The organism is Rhodococcus cercidiphylli (genome assembly GCF_033042225.1).
Classification (GTDB): Bacteria; Actinomycetota; Actinomycetes; order Mycobacteriales; family Mycobacteriaceae; genus Rhodococcoides.
The window spans coordinates 175,147-196,261 of record NZ_JAWLKE010000002.1 but is presented as its reverse complement, the minus strand read 5'-3'; the positions used below and the strand labels follow the sequence as shown (position 1 = coordinate 196,261).

At 65.9% G+C, this 21,115-nt stretch carries 1 protein-coding gene; it reads left to right on the top strand.

Going from position 1 to position 21,115, the window contains the following annotated elements:
* The first annotated feature begins 233 nt into the window (after positions 1–233).
* Positions 234–21,104 (top strand): non-ribosomal peptide synthase/polyketide synthase, encoded by a 20,871-nt coding sequence (locus R3P95_RS04510; protein ID WP_317547403.1) that lies wholly within the window; start codon positions 234–236, stop codon positions 21,102–21,104.
* Positions 21,105–21,115: the final 11 nt, after the last annotated feature.

Genomic DNA, 21,115 nt, shown 5'->3' with positions numbered 1-21,115 from the left:
TCGAGTCGGAGTGTGTCGGGTGAGCTCGGATCGGGTATCGACTTGTAACGGTCCGGTACATACGGACGGATATGTACTGAAAGGTAACTTCGAGTTGTTTCCGGTGAGAAAATAGAGAACGAAGTAAGCAACTTGCTCGATGTGTTCGGTGCCTGCCGATCGCTGCTCGTGTGGCAGCCGGTGGGGGCGCGTGTGATTGTGGGAAAGAGAGGCTTCGATTGGACCCGCTAGGTGTGGAAGGTGCTGGACACGACGACGGAGTCGGCAGTTCCGAGCATTCGTCGTTCCCACTGTCACCGGCCCAATTGGGAATGTGGTTCGCACAGCACGTGGACCCCTCGGTACCCGCGAACATCGCCCAGTACATCGAACTTCACGGCGACCTCGACGTGGAGCTGCTTCGCCGAGCATCCTCGCAGGCGGCACTCGAACTGCAATCCGGATTCGTGCGCATCGTCGAGGTCGACGCCGAGCCCCGTCAGATCGTCGACCCCACTCTCGACGACTCTCTGAACTACCTCGATCTGCGCGGTGAGGCCGATCCGAGGGCAGCCGCCCTGGCGTGGATGCACGGCGACTACAGCGCGCCGATCGACATTCTCCGCGACCGACTCATCGCGGCAACCGTCCTGCGCCTGGAGGACGACGTGTGGTTCTGGTACGAGCGCGTGCATCACGTGGTGCTCGACGGTTTCGGTGCCGTCACGTTCATGAACCGTGCGGCGGAGCTGTACACCGCAGCGGTGGAGGGCACCGAGCCGAGCAAGAACCTGGCATCGGACCTGACCAAGGTCTACGACATCGACGTGGCATACCGTGATTCGACCCGTTTCGAGGCCGACCGCGAGTACTGGGCGTCACGCATCGACGGCATCGACGGAGTCACCACTCTCGCCGGGCACACGGCTCCGCCCGCAGCGAAGAGCCAGATCGACAGCACAGCTCTGTCCACCGAGACGATGGAACGGCTCGAGGCTCTTCGTGCCGAGACGGACACCACGATGGCAACCATCGTCATCGCCGGCTTCGCCGCCTATCTCGCCCAGATGACCGGACGAGAAGACGTCGTACTGTCGCTGCCGGTCACCGCACGCACCACCGCTGTACTTCGCCGTTCCGGCGGCATGGTCTCCAACGTCGTTCCCCTGCGGCTCGACGTGTCGGGAGACACCACCGTCGAGACGCTCTTCGCGCGCGTCAACGCCGAGGTCTCCGGGGCCCTGCGCCACCAGCGTTACCGGCACGAGGACATCCGGCGCGATGCAGGCTCGGCCAGTGGTCAGGCCTCGTTCTTCGGCCCGTGGGTCAACATCATGCTGTTCTTCGGCGAGGTGCGCCTCGGTTCGATGGTCGGCGGCATCAACATTCTCTCGACCGGCCTCATCGAGGATTTCGGGCTCAATCTCTACACCAGCGTCGCCGGGTCCACCACGCACATCGACTTCGAGTCCAACCCCAATCTGTACGGACCGGAACAAGCCGGCCGGAACCACGAACGCTTCGTCGATTTCTTCGCCCGTTTCGTGGCGTCGGGACCGAAGGACGCGGTATGGGATCTGGCACTGACGGACGGTCTCGAACGCGAGCAGGTCGTGGACCGGTGGAACGACACCGAGCACGAGACCGAACCGCGGACTCTGCTCTCTGCATTCGAGGCAGCCGCGGCCGCGAACCCGGATGCGACAGCCCTGGTGTACGAGGGCGAGGCGCTGACCTACGGCGACCTTTCGGCGCGGGTGAACGGCCTCGCTCGCCACCTGATCGATATGGGTGTGGGTCCCGAGACGCTCGTCGGACTGTCGATTCGCCGTTCTTTCGACCTCGTCGTCGGCATGTACGCGATCGTCGCGGCAGGCGGTGCGTGGGTGCCGATCGACCCCGACCACCCCGCGGATCGCACGGCCTACATTCTGGATTCCGCACAGCCGCGGTGCGTGCTGATCTCCTCCCGCGACGACGTGGCGCTGCCCGAGGGAACCGAGACGGTTGCGGTCGATCTCGTCGACTGTGCCGCGAGGTCCACGGCACCCGTTCGGGATGTCGAACGCACTGCGCCACTTCGACTTTCGAATACTGCGTACGTGATCTACACATCCGGTTCCACCGGACGGCCGAAGGGTGTCGCGGTCGAACACGCGGCCATCCACAACCAGATGGAGTGGATGCTCTCGGAGTATCCGATGGACGCATCCGACGTCTATCTGCAGAAGACGGCCACCACCTTCGACGTCTCGCTCTGGGGATTCTTCCTGCCGCTGCGCGTCGGCGCGACGATGGTGCTCGCCACCCCCGACGGGCATCGAGACTCGGTCTACGTGGCCAACAAGATCGCCGAACATCGGGTCACGATCACCGATTTCGTGCCGTCGATGCTGACGGTGTTCGTGGCCAACGCGCCGATGGGCACCTGCAGTTCGCTGCGCCACGTGTTCGTCATCGGTGAGGCACTGCCGGTCGAGACGGCAGCGTCGTTCCGCGCGCTGTGCTCGGCGGGGCTGCACAATCTCTACGGCCCCACCGAGGCCGCGGTCTCGGTCACCTATCACCCCAGCGGACCGGAGGACACCCGCACCGTTCCGATCGGTGTCCCCGAGTGGAACACCAGGGCCTTCGTTCTCGACGGTCGGCTGCGGCCCACCCCGATCGGCGAATCGGGCGAGCTCTACCTTGCCGGAGTCCAGTTGGCGCGCGGCTACGTGGGCCGACCGGATCTGAGCTCGGATCGCTTCGTCGCCAACCCCTTCGGCACCGGCGGCGAGCGGATGTACCGCACCGGTGACCTCGTGCGCTGGCGTAGCGACGGAGTGCTGGACTACATCGGACGAACCGATTTCCAGGTCAAGTTCCGCGGCCAACGCATCGAGCTCGGTGAGATCGAAACGGTTCTGCTCTCCAACGAATCCATCTCGCAGGCAGTGGTGTTGGTGGTCCAGACGGTCACCGGTGATCAGTTGGTGGCGTATGTGGTCGCCGCTCCCGGACGATCCATCGAGTCGGCCGCGGCGATCGAGTTCGCCGGTCACGCCCTACCGTCGTACATGGTGCCTGCAGCGGTCGTCGTCCTCGACGCCCTGCCGCTGAACACCAGCGGCAAGCTCGACCGAAAAGCGTTGCCGGAACCGGTGTTCAGCAGTGCGAAGAAGTACCGGGCTCCGCAGAGCCGAGCGGAGTACGTCGTCGCGGGCATCTACGAGGATCTGCTCGGAGCCTCCAAGGTCGGTCTGGACGAGGACTTCTTCGAGCTCGGTGGTAACTCTCTGATTGCCACGCAGTTGGTGACGCGAGTCGGCAGCGCTCTCGGTGTGCGCCTCGGTGTCCGTGAGCTGTTCGAGGCTCCCACGGTCGGCGCACTCGCGGCCAGGGCCGAATCGGCGGCCCGGCTCGGGGCGGACACCCCGGTTCTGGAGTCGCGGGAACGCCCCGAGCGTATTCCGCTCTCACCTGCGCAACAGCGTATGTGGTTCCTCAACCGCTTCGACCCGACCACTGCGGCGTACAACCTGCCGTTCTCCGTTCGTCTGACCGGCCCGCTGGACGTGGTGGCGCTGTCTGCCGCATTCGCCGACGTTGTCGATCGACACGAAACGCTGCGCACCGTCTACCCCGAAGTGGACGGCTCACCGGAACAGGTCGTACTCACGGCCGCACGGACACCGGCGACGATCCTGCCGGTCCGCATCGAACGCGACGAACTGGGTGGCCGGCTGCACGAACTGGTCGCCAAGGGATTCGACGTCACGGTCGATACACCGTTCCGCATCGCACTCTTCGAGATCTCACCGACCGAACACGAACTCGCGATGGTGCTCCACCACATCGCCGCCGACGGTGCGTCGTTCGGCCCACTGGCGCGGGACGTGCTGGTGGCGTACTCGAGCCGCGTCAAGGGGCGCGCACCCGAGTGGACCCCTCTCGAGGTCCAGTACGCCGACTACGCGTTGTGGCAGCGAGCGGTGCTCGGTCCCGAGACCGATCCGCTGTCTCTGGCGTCTCGCGAAATCGCCTACTGGAGCGCGACTCTCGAAGATCTGCCCGATCAACTGGCGCTGCCGTCGAGCAGGCCACGGCCCGCCGTGTCCTCGAATGCGGGCAGCAAACTCCGGGTGGACGTTCCGGCGCATCTGCATGCCTCGCTGGCGAACCTGGCCCGAGCGAACAACGCCTCGCTGTTCATGGTCATGCAATCGGCGTACGCGCTGCTGCTCGCCCGGCTCAGTGGTACCACCGACATCGCTATCGGTGCGCCCGTGGCCGGTCGGGGAGAACCCGCACTCGACGACCTGGTCGGCATGTTCGTCAACACGCTCGTACTGCGTACCGAGGTCGACCCGGCGTTGACGTTCGAGGATCTGCTCTCGCGCGTACGTGACACGGATCTGTCCGCGTTCGCGCATGCAGACGTGCCGTTCGAGCGCCTCGTCGAGGTGCTGAACCCGGTCCGCTCGACGTCTCGGCACCCGCTGTTCCAGGTCGCGATCTCACTCGAATCGGCGATGTCTCGTGAACTCACCGTCGGCAGTCTGCGCGCGGAAGCCGCCGAATTCGATGTTCCCATCGCCAAATTCGACATACAGCTGTGGCTGACCGAGCACCTCGACGACGGAGCGCCCGCGGGTATCGATGCGGTGTTCGAGTACGCAACGGATCTGTTCGACGAAGATCTCGTCGAGAGTTTCGCGCGTCGCTTCCTGGCGATTCTGGACGCGGTCACCACGGACGCGACAGTGCCGGTCGGTGATGTCACGATCGTCGACGCCGCGGAGCACCGTGCCGTGGTGTCGCAATGGAACGTCTCGGGAAACGACGTCTCACGAGAGCTGACCCTGGTGGATCTGCTCGATGCAGCTGCCGCGAATCACCCGGACGCCGTCGCTGTGCGGTTCGGTGGCTCGTCGATGACCTACGCGCAGTTCGATGCGCAGTCCAATCGCCTTGCGCGCGTTCTCGTCTCGCACGGCGTCGGCCCCGAAAGTCTGGTCGCCGTAGCGCTTCCTCGGTCGGCGGAACTGGTCGTCGCGCTCGTCGCGGTGATCAAGGCCGGCGGTGGATACCTCCCCGTCGACCCGAGCTACCCACTCGACCGGGTCGAGTACATGCTCGACGATGCTCGGCCCACCACCGTTCTGTTGTCCGGCTCGGACCGAGTCGAACTGCCGTCCGACGTCGAATCACGTACCGGCGCAGCGTTGCTCGATATCGACACTGTCGATCTGTCCTCGGTGTCCGACGATTCCGTCACCGACGAGGATCGGACTGCTCCGCTGCGGCCCGACAACGTCGCCTACGTCATCTACACCTCGGGTTCGACGGGGCGTCCCAAGGGCGTGATGGTTCCGCATCGCAACGTCGTTCGGCTGCTCGACAACACCGATTCGGTCTACGGCTTCGGTGCCGACGACGTCTGGACGATGTTCCACTCCTACGCATTCGACTTCTCGGTGTGGGAGCTGTGGGGACCGTTGCTGTACGGCGGCACGTTGGTCGTCGTCGACTACTTCACCTCACGGTCGCCGGAGGCATTCCACCGACTGCTCGTCGACGAGCAGGTCACGGTGCTCAACCAGACGCCGTCGGCGTTCTATCAGCTCTCCGAGGCCGATCGCACGACGGCGACCGCGCACGGCGAATTGGTGCTGCGGTACGTGATCTTCGGCGGTGAAGCCCTCGAACAACGACGGCTGACCGGCTGGTTCGAACGGCACGGGCACAGTGCGCCCCAGCTCGTCAACATGTACGGCATCACCGAGACGACCGTCCACGTGTCCTACCGTGCGCTCGATGCCGCGTCCGTCGAGACCAGTGCGTCGGTGGTCGGTAAGCCGATCGCCGGGCTGCGGGTATTCGTACTGGACACTCGCCTGCACCCGGTTCCGGTCGGGGTGCCCGGCGAAATGTATGTCGCCGGTGGACAACTCGCCCGCGGTTACCTCGGTCGCCGGGAACTGACGTCGGTCCGCTTCGTGGCGAACCCGTTCGCGTCGGGAGCCGACGAGGCATCGCTGCTGTACCGAACCGGTGACCTCGCACAGTGGAACTCCGCAGGCGAACTCGAGTACCTCGGACGTTCCGACGACCAGGTCAAGGTTCGCGGATTCCGCATCGAACTGGGTGAGGTCGAGGCGGCGGTGTCCGCGCAGCCCACCGTCACCCAGGCCGCCGTGGTCGTGCGCGAGGACTCGCCCGGTGCAGCTCGACTGGTCGCCTACGTGGTGTCCGCCGCGGTCGAGGGCAGGCCGATCGTCGACATCGAAGACATCAGAACCGGTATCGCAGAGGTACTTCCCGAGTACATGGTGCCGTCGGCTTTCGTCGTGCTCGAGGCGATCCCACTGACCGTCAACGGCAAGCTCGATCGCCGGGCACTGCCGGCTCCGGTGTTCGAGGTGCGCGAGTTCCGCGCCCCGACCACACCGATCGAGGAGATCGTCGCCGACGTCTTCGCCGACGTTCTCGGCGTGGAACGCGTGGGTCTCGACGACGACTTCTTCGAGCTCGGCGGTAACTCGCTGATCGCCACGCAGGTGGTCTCGCGCCTCGGAGTCGCTCTCGATGCGACCGTGCCGGTGCGCATGCTGTTCGAGGCATCGACCGTAGCGCTGCTCGCGGTACGGGTGGAGCAGGCCGCAGGGGAGGGCGGCCGCGTCGCGCTCGTCGCAACCGTGCGGCCCGAGCGCATTCCGCTCTCGCTCGCGCAGCAGCGTATGTGGTTCCTCAATCGATTCGACGCCGATTCGACCGCGTACAACATTCCGTTCGCACTGAGACTGACCGGCGAACTCGACGTCGCCGCGTTGCAGGTGGCGATCATGGACGTCATCGACCGTCACGAATCGCTGCGCACGGTCTACCCCGACACCGCGGCCGGCCCGCAGCAGACCATCCTCGATGCCGCGCAGACGGTGCCGAACCTGATGCCCGTTCCGACGTCCGCGACCGATATCCAGCGGCAGGTCTTCACGCTCGCGTCGACGACGTTCGACGTGACGGTCAACGTTCCGATTCAGGCTCGCCTCTTCGAGATCGGTCCCCGCGAGCACGTCATCGCCATGGTGGTGCACCACATCTCGGCCGACGGCTGGTCGATGGGTCCACTGGCCCGCGACCTCATGATCGCGTACGCCTCACGCACCGCGTGGGAGAACCCGGCGTGGATGCCGCTCGAGGTGCAGTACGCCGACTACAGCCTGTGGCAGCGTTCGGTTCTCGGCTCCGAGGACGATCCGCAATCGCTGATCTCCGGTCAGGTCGACTACTGGGCCGACATGCTTGCCGGTCTGCCCGACCAGCTGGACCTGCCGACCGATCGGCCGCGCCCGAATCGTCAGTCGTACCAGGGATCGTCGATCCGATTCGAGGTACCGGCCGAGGTCCACCGAGGCCTGTCCTCGCTGGCTCACACGCACAACGCATCGCTGTTCATGGTCGTGCACGCCGCTCTGGCGGTACTGCTCGCTCGCTTGTCCGGCACCGAGGACATCGCGATCGGTACTCCGGTCGCAGGCCGCGGCGACGCAGCCCTGGACGACGTGGTCGGCATGTTCGTCAACACCCTCGTGCTGCGCACCGACATCGAGTCGGGTCGCACGTTCTCGGAGCAGATCGGCCGCGCCCGCGAGGTCGCGCTCGGTGCGTTCGGGCACGCCGATCTGCCGTTCGAGCGCTTGGTCGAGGTGCTGAACCCGTCCCGGTCGCAGGCGCGGCACCCGCTGTTCCAGGTGATGCTCTCGTTCGAGAACCTCACCCGTACGCACGTGGACCTACCCGGACTGTCGGTGGACAGCGTCGCCCTCGATGCCGAGGTGGCGAAGTTCGACCTGCAGCTGACCGTCACCGAGTCCATCGGAGTGGACGGTCGCGGACAGGGCATGGCAGCCGAGTTGACCTACGCGACCGATCTTTTCGACGCCGCGACGGTCCGAGGATTTGCCGAACGTTTCGTGCGGATGCTCACTGCCGTGGTCGCAGATCCCTCGCTGTCGGTGGGAGACATCGACCTTCTCGACGACGGCGAGCGCGAGCGCGTCGTCACGGCGTGGAACCGGACCGAACACGACGTGCCGAAGCAGGTGACGTTGGTCGACCTGTTCGATCGTCAGGTCGACCGGACCCCCGATGCACCGGCTCTGGTGTTCGAGGGGGAGCGGCTGACGTATGCGGAGTTCGCGGCGAGAGCCAATCGTCTTGCGCGACATCTGGTGTCGACCGGTGTCGGGCCCGACACCCTCGTGGGGCTCGCCATCGGACGCAGCCTCGACCTGTTCGTGGGTATGTACGCGATCGTCAAGGCCGGAGCCGGGTACGTTCCGATCGATCCGACGCAGCCGGCCGATCGCAACGAATACATCGTGGCCACGGCCGCACCGGTCCGAGTGCTGTCCACCACGCGAGATCACGTGGAGTTCGCCGGGGTCGAGACGATCGACATCGACACACTCGACGTGTCGGACCTGTCCTCGACGCCGTTGACCGACGCCGACCGTGCAGCCCCGCTGCGGCCCTCGAACATCGCCTACGTGATCTTCACGTCGGGATCGACAGGTCGCCCCAAGGGCGTCGGAGTCTCGCACGAGGCGATCGTCAACCGCCTGCTGTGGATGCAGCACGAGTATCAATTGAACGCCGACGACGTGGTGCTGCAGAAGACTCCGTCGACCTTCGACGTCTCGGTGTGGGAGTTCTTCTGGGCTCTGCAGAACGGCGCATCGGTCGCCATCGCTGTTCCGGACGGTCACCGCGATGCGATGTATCTGCTCGACGTCATTGCGCGCGAACATGTCTCGGTGGTGCACTTCGTACCGTCGATGATGTCCGTCTTCGTCCCCGAGGTGGAGCGACGCCGAGCATCGGGTGCCACACTGCGGCTCGTGTTCGCATCCGGCGAGGCACTGGCTCCCACCACGGCTCGTGCACTGCGCCGAGCGGTGAAGGGAGTCGAGCTGCACAACCTGTACGGTCCGACGGAGGCTGCCGTCGACGTCACCTATCACGCTGTCACGGACGAGGATTCGGACGTGATGCCGATCGGTGCGCCGGTGTGGAACACCGCCGTGTACGTGCTCGACTCGCGACTGAATCCCACTCCCGTCGGTGTCGCAGGTGAGCTCTACCTCGCAGGTACACAGCTGGCTCGCGGCTACGTGAGCCGCCCCGACCTGACCGCGGATCGCTTCGTGGCGCATCCGTTCGCAACGGGCGGGCAGCGCCTCTATCGGACCGGCGACGTCGTGCGGTGGAACCGTGACGGCGAGCTGGAGTACGTGGGTCGTTCGGATTTCCAGGTGAAGCTGCGCGGCCTGCGCATCGAACTCGGCGAGATCGAATCCGCATTGCTGGCACAACGCTCCATCTCTCAGGCAGTCGTCGTGGTCCGCAACGACCAACTCGTCGGGTACGTCGTACCGTCCGGTGCCTCGGTGGAGACCGGAGCCGTCCTCGGTGCCCTGCGCTCTCGACTCGCGGAGTACATGGTGCCGTCGACGCTGATCGTGCTCGAGGAGTTTCCGCTCGGTGCCAGCGGAAAGCTCGACCGCAAGGCTCTGCCCGATCCCGCTTTCGAGGTGACCGAGTACCGGGAACCGACCAACGACATCGAACGCACCGTTGCGGAGGTCTTCGCCCAGGTCCTCGGAGTCGAGCGCGTCGGTCTCGACGACGACTTCTTCGAGCTCGGCGGAAACTCCCTCATCGCAACACAACTGGTGTCACGACTGGGCGTCGCCATGGACACTCGAATTGCGGTTCGAGAGCTGTTCGACACCTCCACGGTGGCCGATCTGGCCGCGCGGTTGGGCACACTGGTCGCCACCGGAAGCCGTCCGCCGCTGGTGCCTCAGCAACGGCCGAAACACATTCCGTTGTCGCTCGCGCAGCAGCGGATGTGGTTCCTGAACAAGTTCGACGTCGAATCCGCAGCCAACAACATCCCGATCGCCGTGCGACTGTCCGGTCTGCTGGACCGTCGCGCAATGCAGATCGCGGTCGCGGACGTCGTGGCTCGGCAGGAGTCCCTGCGCACGGTGTTCCCGGAGACCGACGGAACCGCACATCAGGTGATCGTCGACGCAGCCACGGCCACACCGGATCTGACGCCCGTCGACATCGCCGCGCACGAGGTCGCGGATGCGTTGCGAGAACTGGCGACCACCGGATTCGACCTGTCGAAGGACCTGCCCTTCCGAACCAGGCTCTTCGAGGTCAGCCCCACCGAGCACCTGCTGGTGTTCGTCGTCCACCACATCGCGGCCGACGGGTTCTCGCTGGGCCCGCTCACCCGAGACGTGATGAACGCGTACGCGGCTCGCTCGCTGAACCAGGAGCCCTTCTGGTCTCCGCTGCCGGTCGACTACGCCGATTACAGCCTCTGGCAGCGCGAAGTACTCGGTTCCGAGGACGACCCGCAGTCGGTCGTCTCGCAGCAGATCGACTACTGGACAGCCACTCTGGCCGGCCTACCGGATCAGCTCGACGTGCCGTCCGACCGACCGAGGCCTGTCGTGGCGTCGAACCGTGGCGCGCTCGTACGCTTCTCCATCGACGAAGATCTGCACCGCGCGCTGATCGATGCCGCCAGAGCAGAGAACGCCTCGCTGTTCATGGTGGTGCACACCTCGTTGGCCGTACTGCTGTCGCGGTTGTCCGGCGAGGCCGACATCGCGATCGGCACCCCGGTCGCCGGTCGCGGTGAGGCCGCCCTCGACGACTTGATCGGCATGTTCGTCAACACGCTGGTGTTGCGCACCGAGATCGACACGTCACGGCGATTCGACCAGGTTCTCGCCGACACCCGCGAGACCGACCTGTCGGCTCTGGCCCACGTGGACGTACCTTTCGAGCGGCTGGTCGAAATTCTCAACCCCGCCCGATCCACGGCTCGGCATCCCCTCGTGCAGGTGGTACTCGCGTTCCAGAACCTGGGACAGAAGGATCTCGAACTGCCGGGACTGTCGGTCTCGGGTGTCGATTTCGAGACGCTGGTCGCGCTGTTCGATCTGCAGTTCACGTTCGTCGAGTCGATCGGACCGAGCGGTGCTCCGCAGGGCATGACCGTCGACGTCACCTACGCCACCGATCTCTTCGACGAAGCCACGGTTGTCACGCTTGGCGATCGGTTGATCACTGTTCTCGAAGCCGTCGCCGACAACCTCTCGACCGTGGTCGGCGACATCGAGCTGCTCGAGCCCGTCGAACGCAGCCGGGTACTGGTCGAGTGGAACGACACCGCGCACGAGCTCGACCGGGCACAGACGTTGGCCTCGCTCGCCGGACAGGTCGACTCGACCTCCGCCGCACTGATTTTCGAGGGCGACACGCTCGGCTACGGCGAATTCCAGGAACGGGTCTCCCGTCTGGCGCGGTTCCTGATCGCCCGCGGTGTCGGACCCGAGAGCGCGGTGGGCATCGCTGCCCGTCGCTCGGTGGAACTCCTCGTCGGCATTCACGCGATCATCGCCGCCGGCGGTGCGTACGTACCGATCGATCCGGACCAGCCGACCGAGCGGATCGCACACATTCTCGGAACCGCGGAACCGGTCTGCGTGCTGACCACCTCACGTGACGCGGTGGAAGCCGACGGCTACGAGGTGCTCGATATCGACACCCTCGATCTGTCCGGCTTCTCCGATGCGCCGATCACCGACGCGGACCGAATCAGTGCGCTGGCACCGTCCAACACCGCCTACGTCATCTTCACCTCGGGTTCGACCGGGCAGCCCAAGGGCGTGGCCGTCTCACACGAGGCGATCGTCAACCGCCTGCTGTGGATGCAGTCGGAGTACGAGCTGAGTCCCGACGACGTGGTGCTGCAGAAGACCCCCGTCACGTTCGACGTGTCGGTGTGGGAACTGTTCTGGCCGTTGCAGATCGGCGCTACGTTGGTCATCGCGAAGCCCGACGGCCATCGCGACCCTCAGTATCTGCTCGAGACGATCGAGGCACAGTCGGTCACCACGGCGCACTTCGTACCGTCGTTGCTCGAGGTCTTCGTGTCCGTCGTGGCGGCTGCGCCGTCTCCTGCGGCCGGCTCTCTGCGGACGCTGTTCGCATCAGGAGAGGCGCTGCCCGCCGAGGTCGGCGATCGGCTCCGTCGCGTCCTGCCGGGCGTGGCTCTGCACAACCTCTACGGCCCCACCGAGGCGGCCGTCGACGTCACCTACCACGCAGTGACGGAGGCGGACGTCGACCTCGTCCCGATCGGTGTCCCCGTGTGGAACACCAGAACGTATGTCCTCGACGCTCGACTGTCTCCGGTCGCTCCTGGGGTTGCCGGCGAGCTGTACCTCGCCGGAGTTCAACTGGCCCGCGGATATCTCGGACGAACGGACCTGACGGCCGATCGATTCCTTCCCGACCCGTTCGGAGAACCGGGCTCGCGCATGTACCGCACCGGTGACCTGGTGCGCTGGCGCGCGGCGTCCCCCGGTTCAGGACGGTTGGAGTACCTGGGCCGCACCGACTTCCAGGTCAAGCTTCGAGGACTGCGCATCGAACTCGGCGAGATCGAGACCGTGCTGCGCAAGCATCCGTCCGTGGAATCCGCCGTCGTACTGGTTCGGCAGACCGTTGCCGCGGGCGATCAGCTGGTCGCCTACGTCGTACCCACGGTCGGCGGGACCGTCGACGTCGCCGAACTGACGGAGTTCGCGTCGCGTTCGCTCGCGAGCTACATGGTCCCGGCCGCGACCGTCGTGCTCGACGCGCTGCCACTGACGCCCAACGGCAAGCTCGATCGTCGCGCTCTGCCGGAGCCGAACATCGAGCAGCGTGTGTTCCGTGCACCGACCACCACATCGGAAACCGTTGTGGCCGAGGTCTTCCGCGATGTTCTCGGCATCGATGTGGTCGGTGTCGACGACGAGTTCTTCGCGCTCGGCGGCAACTCCCTCGTCGCCACGAGAGTGGCGTCGAGAATCGGCGCTGCACTCGACACCACGGTGACCGTGCGGACGATATTCGAGGCATCGACCGTGTCCGCCCTGGCGGCCAGGCTCGACGAGCTCTCGGGTTCGGGCCGTCGAATTCCGCTGGTGCGTACCGATTTGCCGGATCTGGTACCGCTCTCGCTCGCGCAGCGCCGGATGTGGTTCCTCAACCGGTTCGACCCGGAGTCCGCGACGGAGAACCTCCCCGTCGCCATCGAGCTCAGTGGCGGTCTCGACATCCCCGCTCTGCGCGCAGCAGTGGCCGACGTGATCGAGCGGCACGAGTCGCTGCGAACGGTCTACCCGGAGGTCGACGGCGTCGCCTCCCAGGTGATCGTTCCGGCGGAGCGGGTGGTTCCGGATCTGGTACCGGCTGCGACCACCACGGCGGAACTGCCGTCGGCGCTGGCGGCGCTGGCGATGGGCGGGTTCGACGTCACCGCGGAGCCGCCGTTGCGCGCTGCGTTGTTCGAGCTGGGCTCGGACCACCACGTTCTGGCGTTCGTCACCCACCACATCGCTGCCGACGGCTTCTCGATCGGCCCCATGACTCGGGATCTGATGGTCGCGTACGCGGCCCGGAGCGCGGGCACCGAGCCCGGTTGGGCTCCGCTCGCCGTCCGCTACGTCGACTACACCCTCTGGCAGCAGGCCGTTCTGGGTTCCGAGGACGATCCGTCGTCACCGGTCTCGAACCAGATTCGGCACTGGACGAGGGCATTGGCCTCGCTGCCGGACGAGGTCACCTTCCCCGGCGATCGCGTCCGCCCGGACAGGTCGTCGTATCGCGGCGGCAACATCACGCTGGCCCTCGACGCAGCCACGCACGGACGACTCGGCGACGTGGCCCGCGCCAACCAGAGCTCGCTGTTCATGGTGTTGCACTCCTCGCTCGCCGTGCTGTTGGCCCGGCTGTCCGGTGAGACCGACATCGCGATCGGTACTCCGGTCGCAGGACGCGGTGAGGCCGCGCTCGACGACGTCATCGGAATGTTCGTCAACACGCTGGTACTGCGGACCGACATCGATCACGGCGGCGCGTTCACCGAGCTGCTGGCTCGGGCACGCGAGACCGACCTGTCGGCGTTCGCCCATGCCGAGGTGCCGTTCGAGCGGCTCGTCGAGGTACTCGACCCACCGCGGTCGGCGGCTCGGCACCCGCTCGTCCAGGTGATGCTCACCGTGCAGAACATGGAGCAGACCGAGCTCGAGCTCCCCGGACTGAGCGTGCGCGGAGTCGATCTCGACGTCGAGACGGCCAAGTTCGACGTTCAGTTCACGTTCACCGAGAACCACGTCGACGGCGGCATGACCGTCGACGTCACCTTTGCTCGCGACCTGTTCGACGACAGCACAGCGCGTGTGATCGGGGAACGCCTGATCCGCGTCCTCGAGTCCGTGGCAAGCAATCCTGGTCAGCGAATCGGCGACGTCCCTGTGATGGACGACGCCGAACGCGGCCGTGTTCTCGCACTCGCCCAGGACGCGCCTGCCGTTGCCGATTCGCTCGACACGATCGTCGATCTCTTCGCCGCTCGGGTGGCCGAGGACCCGGACGCTCCCGCAGTGGTGTTCGAGGGTGCCTCCAGGAGTTACCGAGAGATCGACGAGTCCTCGACGGCACTGGCGAGAATTCTCGCCGGCCAGGGAGTCGGGCCGGAGTCGCTGGTGGCCGTCGTGCTGCCGCGTACCGCCGATCTCGTCGTGGCACTGCTCGCGGTGCTCAAAGCCGGCGGTGCCTACGTTCCGATCGATCCGTCCTACCCGGCCGACCGTATCGAGTTCGTACTCACCGATTCTCGTCCGGTGGCCGTCCTGACGTGGACCGGTGTGGACGTGGAGCTACCCGCCGCGCTTCCCCGGATCGATATCGACACCGCCTCGATGCCGGGCGACGTGTCGGTGGCCGATCCGATTCCGGCGACCGCGGCTGCGACGGCGTACGTGATCTACACCTCGGGCTCGACGGGCAAGCCCAAGGGCGTGCTCGTTCCACATCGCAACGTCGTACGGCTGTTGGCGAACACCGAGCGGCACTTCGACTTCGGTCGAGGCGACGTGTGGACGCTGTTCCACTCGTTCGCGTTCGACTTCTCGGTGTGGGAACTGTGGGGCCCGCTCACCACCGGCGGCAGCGTCGTCGTGGTCGACTACTTCACCTCCAGGTCGCCGGAAGCGTTGCGAGAGCTGCTCGTTCGTGAACACGTCACCGTTCTCAATCAGACTCCGTCGGCGTTCTACCAGCTCGATCAGGTCGATCGGACCGCAGGCTCGACAGGCGACTATTCGTTGCGGTACATCGTGTTCGGTGGCGAGGCGCTGGAACTGCGACGACTGGCCGGTTGGTTCGATCGTCACGGCGACGAATCCCCGCAACTGGTCAACATGTACGGCATCACCGAAACCACCGTCCACGTCTCGCACCGCGTCGTGGACGCGCAGTCCGCAGCGCAGGCTTCGGGATCTCTGGTGGGACGCGCCATCTCGGGGCTCTCGGTGTACGTACTGGATTCGCGACTGTCGCTGGTGCCAGCAGGCGTGCCGGGGGAGATGTACGTCTCCGGTGGTCAGGTCGCGCGCGGGTATCTCGGTCGGCCCGGACTGAGCGCGACGAGGTTCGTCGCCGATCCTTTCGCAGGCGACGGATCGGTCCTGTACCGCACCGGCGACGTGGCACGGTGGTCGACCGACGGCGAACTCGAATTCGTCGGTCGCGCCGACGATCAGGTCAAGATCCGCGGTTTCCGAATCGAGCTGGGCGAGGTCGAATCCGCCGTCGCGTCCGCTCCTGCCGTCGGGCAGGCCGCGGTGATCGTGCGCGAGGACACGCCCGGTGCCGCACGCCTGGTTGCCTACGTCGTGCCCGCGGCCGAGTCGACCGTCGACATCGACGTCGTCAGGGCAGCGATCGGGGAGCACCTTCCCGAGTACATGGTGCCCTCGGCGTTCGTGGTTCTCGACGCGATTCCGTTGACCGGCAACGGAAAGCTGGATCGACGAGCGCTGCCCGAGCCGGCCGTGCGCACACGTGAGTTCCGACCACCGACCACTCCGGTGGAGGAAATGGTCGCCGACGTGTTCGCCGAGGTTCTCGGAGTGGAGCGCGTCGGTCTCGACGACGACTTCTTCGAGCTCGGCGGCAATTCGCTGGTGGCAACGCAGGTGGTGTCCAGGCTGGGAGCCGCAGCGGACACCACTGTCCCCGTCCGCGCACTGTTCGAGGCCCCGACCGTCGCGGCTCTGGCAGCGCGGGTCGAGCAGGGTTCGGGCGCAGGCGCGCGTCCGGCGCTGGTGGCATCGACGCGACCGAGCCGAGTGCCGCTCTCGCTCGCGCAGCAGCGGATGTGGTTCCTCAACCGCTTCGATTCCGAGTCCACGGCGTACAACATCCCGTTCGCGCTTCGGCTCAGCGGGCGTCTCGACGTCGACGCGTTGCAGCGTGCCGTCTCCGACGTGATCGAACGTCACGAGACTCTGCGATCGGTCTACCCGGATTCACCCGAAGGCCCGCATCAGGTGATCGTGCCGATGTCCCAGGTGCCCACCACTCTCGAGGTGATCGACACCGACGCGGAGTCGGTGACCGCGCGGGTTCTGGAGCTCCTGTCGGCGACGTTCGACGTCACCACCCAGGTTCCGCTGAAGACCGCACTCTTCCGAGTCTCGAACACCGAATTCGTACTCGGCATGGTCATCCACCACATCAGCGCCGACGGTCTGTCGGTGATGCCGTTGTCCACCGACGTCATGACCGCATACGCCGCGCGCACCCGTGGTTCCGATCCGGCGTGGGCACCGCTGCCGGTGCAGTATGCCGACTACGCGCTGTGGCAACGCCAGGTTCTCGGATCCGAGGAGGATTCGGAATCGATTGCTGCGCAGCAGATTCGGTACTGGGAAAGTGCTCTGGCCGAGCTGCCCGAGCAGATCGAACTACCGCTCGATCGCCCGCGACCCGCCGAGCAGACGTTCCGGGGCAGCCGCGTCGACTTCCGGATCGACGCAGCCGCGCACGCTCGACTGACCGAACTGGCACGCGCACGCAACGCGACGGTGTTCATGGCCGTGCACGCGGCGTTCGCCGTGCTGCTCTCGCGCATGTCGGGATCGTCGGACATCGTCGTCGGAACCCCGATCGCGGGTCGCGGCGAAGCGGAGATCGAGAACCTCGTCGGGATGTTCGTGAACACGTTGGTGCTGCGGCTCGACGTGGCGGGCGGAGCGAGCTTCGAGGACCTCCTCGACGCGGCTCGGGAAACCGATCTGCAGGCTTTCGCCAACTCCGACATACCGTTCGAGCGGCTCGTTGAGGTCGTCAACCCCACCCGGTCGACGGCGCGTCACCCGCTGTTCCAGGTCGGCTTCTCGTTCCAGAACTTCGCGCGCCGAGAATTCCAGCTCGACGGACTGGATATCTCGGCCCTGGACACCGAGACCGGAACGTCGCAGTTCGACCTGCATCTGATCGTCTCCGACGCATCGAGCGGCGACGAGGCGTCGGGCGGGGCCGATGCATTGTTGACCTACGCGACCGACCTGTTCGACGAGCGCACCGCGCGTTCGCTCGTAGCCCGGTTCGAGGCCGTGCTCGACGCTGTCACAGCGGCGCCGGCGACCCCGATCGGCGATCTCGATCTGTTCCTCGACGGTGAGCTGCCCGCCATCGTCGAGGAATGGAACGACACCGACCGTGAGTTCGACTCGGCAGATGGCACCACGCTCGCCGATCTGTTCGCGGGCTCGGCAGCGCGCAACGGTGACGCCGTTGCACTCGTGCACGACGACGGCACACTGACGTACGGCGAGTTCTCCGAGCGGGTGTCGCGTCTGGCCCGTCATCTGATCGGTCTGGGTGTCGGACCCGAAGTGCCTGTCGGCCTTGCCATCAGGCGATCGGTGGATCTGCTCGTCGGCATGTACGCCGTCTCCGTGGCGGGCGGTGCGTACGTTCCGATCGATCCGGATCAGCCGGCCGAGCGCAACGCGCTGGTGTTGGAGACCGCAGCTCCGCTGTGCGTACTGACATCCGGTGCTGTCGGCCCGGAGATCTCCTCTGCAGCAACGGTCGTCGATCTGGCGCAACTCGATCTCGAGGGCTACTCGCCCGCGCCGGTCGAGACCTCCGAGCGCTGCCGTGAACTCTCCGCCGACAACACGGCCTACGTCATCTTCACGTCCGGCTCCACCGGCCGGCCCAAGGGCGTGGCGGTCTCGCACGGCGCAGTGGTGAACCAGTTGAACTGGCTGCGTGCGGAGTACGGCCTCGACGAGACCGATGCGTCTCTGCTCAAGACCGCAGCGACGTTCGACCTGTCGGTGTGGGAGTTCTGGTCGCAACTGACCTCGGGTGGGCGACTCGTCATCGCGAACCCGGAGGGTCATCGCGATCCCGACTACCTGCTCACGCTGATCCGTCGGCACGCGGTGACGACGTTGCATCTGGTGCCGTCGATGTTGTCGATGCTCGGCACCGTTGCTGCGGGCGAGCTGTCACCCGATCTGCGACGTGTCCTGGCCATCGGTGAAGCACTGCCCGCAGCGGTGGCACAGGACTTCCGGCGGCACAACGGTTCCGGCGAGCTGTTCAACCTCTACGGCCCGACCGAGGCTGCGGTGTCGGTGACCTCGCATTCGGTCACCGATGCCGACACCGTCACCGTGCCTATCGGCGTGCCCGAGGCAAACACCGCCGTGTTCGTGCTCGATTCGCGCCTTCATCCGGTTCCTGCCGGAGTCACGGGAGAGCTGTATCTCGCCGGTGCACAGCTGGCGCGAGGATATTTCGGGCGTGCGGACCTCACCGCCGAACGGTTCGTGGCGAATCCGTTCGACGCGAACGGAACGCGGATGTATCGCACGGGCGACCTCGTGCGCTGGCGGATTCCGATCGTCGACGGCGCAAGCGCGGCGGCCCGCCTCGAATACATCGAGCGTGCCGATTTCCAGGTCAAGATTCGCGGCTTCCGCATCGAGCTCGGTGAGATCGAGGCAGCCCTGCGCACACAGGCGACGGTGGCCGACACCGCCGTCGTGGTGCACACCGGCGAATCGATGGGGGACCAGCTGGTCGCCTACGTCGTCGGTACGTCCGGAGCAGTACTCGACGTGGCGAGTGTCGAAGCCGAACTCGCCCGCGCCGTGCCGTCGTACATGGTTCCGGCAGCGTTCGTCGTCCTCGATGCCCTTCCGCTCAACGCCAACGGCAAACTGGATCGACGGGCACTTCCGGCACCGCAGTTCGAGGTTGCCGAGTTCCGCGCCCCGGTCACTCCGGTCGAAGAGATCGTCGCGGCCACCGTGGCGGAACTGCTCGGTCTGGACCGTGCCGGACTCGACGACGATTTCTTCGCGCTCGGCGGAAACTCATTGGTCGCAACGCAATTGGTTTCGCGGCTGGGCCAGGCTCTCGACGCCCAGATTCCGGTGCGAGCAGTGTTCGCGGCGTCCACCGTCGCAGGCCTGGCCGCCCACATCGCCCCGCTCGTCGGGGGCGGTGCGCGCCGAGAACTGACCGTTCGTGAGCGACCCGATCTGCTTCCACTCTCGATCTCTCAGGAAAGAATGTGGACGATCAACCGGATCGACCCCGGTTCCTCGGCGTACAACATTCCTGTCGCGGTCCGGCTGACCGGCGCACTCGACATCGACTCCCTGCGTGGGGCATTCGACGACGTTCTGGGGCGCCACGAAATTCTGCGCACGGCGTACCCCGATTCTGTGGACGGGCCGGTGCAGCAGATAGTTTCCGTCGCCGAGGTAGGGGTCGATCTGACGCCCGAGCGGGTGGAACCGGATGCAGTGATCTCCCGCCTGACCGAGACCCTCGGTGCCGGGTTCGACGTCACGAAGTCGGTTCCGGTGCGCGCTGCGTTGCTGCAGGTCGCCGACAACGAGCATGTGCTCGCCGTGGTGGCACACCACATCGCTGCCGACGGTTTCTCGATGGGTCCGCTGATCCGCGATGTCATGGTGGCCTACACCGCTCGGGTTGCGGGGGAGATGCCGGCATGGACTCCGTTGCCGGTCCAGTACGCCGACTTCGCGCTGTGGCAGCGTGACGTGCTCGGCAGCGAGAACGATCCCGAGAGTCCACTCGCGAAACAACTGGCGTATTGGACGACCGAGTTGGCAGGTGCGCCGGAACAGTTGGCGCTCCCGCTGGATCGGCCGCGACCGCCTCGGCCGACGATGCAGGGTGCCTCGTACGAGTTCTCGTTCGGCACCGACATCGCATCGGCGATCGAGAAGATCGCTCGCGAACACTCGGCGACGACGTTCATGGTGGTGCACAGTGCCTTCGCCGTGCTGCTCTCGAGGCTGAGCAACTCCTCCGACATCAGCATCGGTACACCCACTGCCGGTCGCGGTGAACAGCAACTCGACGAGCTCGTCGGCATGTTCGTCAACACGCTCGTGCTGCGAACTCGACTCGATCAGAGCGGCACGTTCGTCGAGCTGCTGCAGCAGGCCAAGGACAAGGATCTGGCAGCGTTCGGCCACGCCGACGTCCCGTTCGAGCGGCTCGTCGACGCGCTGGGCCGGGCGCGGTCGAGTGCCTACACTCCGCTGTTCCAGGCGATGCTGACGTTCCAGAACCACGTGACCGGATCGTTCGAGTTGCCGGGTCTGCAGGTGCAGGCCTTGCCCGCGGGCGACGACCAGGCCAAGTTCGATCTGCAGCTGACCGCCGTCGAACGATTCGACGACACCGGTGCACTGCGCGACATCGAGGCGACGTTCACCTACGCGACGGCGATCCTCGACGAGTCGTCGATCGCGACGTTCGCAGATCGGTTGCTGCGGATTCTGAACGCCGTGGTCTCGGATCCTGATGTGGTGCTGCGGTCCATCGACATCCTCTCCGACGAGGAGAAGGCGGAGTTCGCACCGCGAACCAAGCCCAAGACGGTGGACGATCTGCCCGATCTCGTTGCCCGCGCAGCGGCCGTCGCACCCGATGCGGTGGCACTCGAACACGAGTCGACGACGGTCGATTTCGCTGCTCTGCACGCCAAACTGGCTCAGATGTCGGCAACGATGGGCTCGGCGATGAAGCCGCAGGCTCTGGTGACGGTCACTCTGTCGGCACTGGTTCCGGGGATCTTGCCCGCCCTCGGTGCGGAGGGGCTGAACACCGCTCTGGCATCGTTGATCGAACGGGCGGAGTCGGTGATCGCGTCGTCGTGACGAATGCCGAG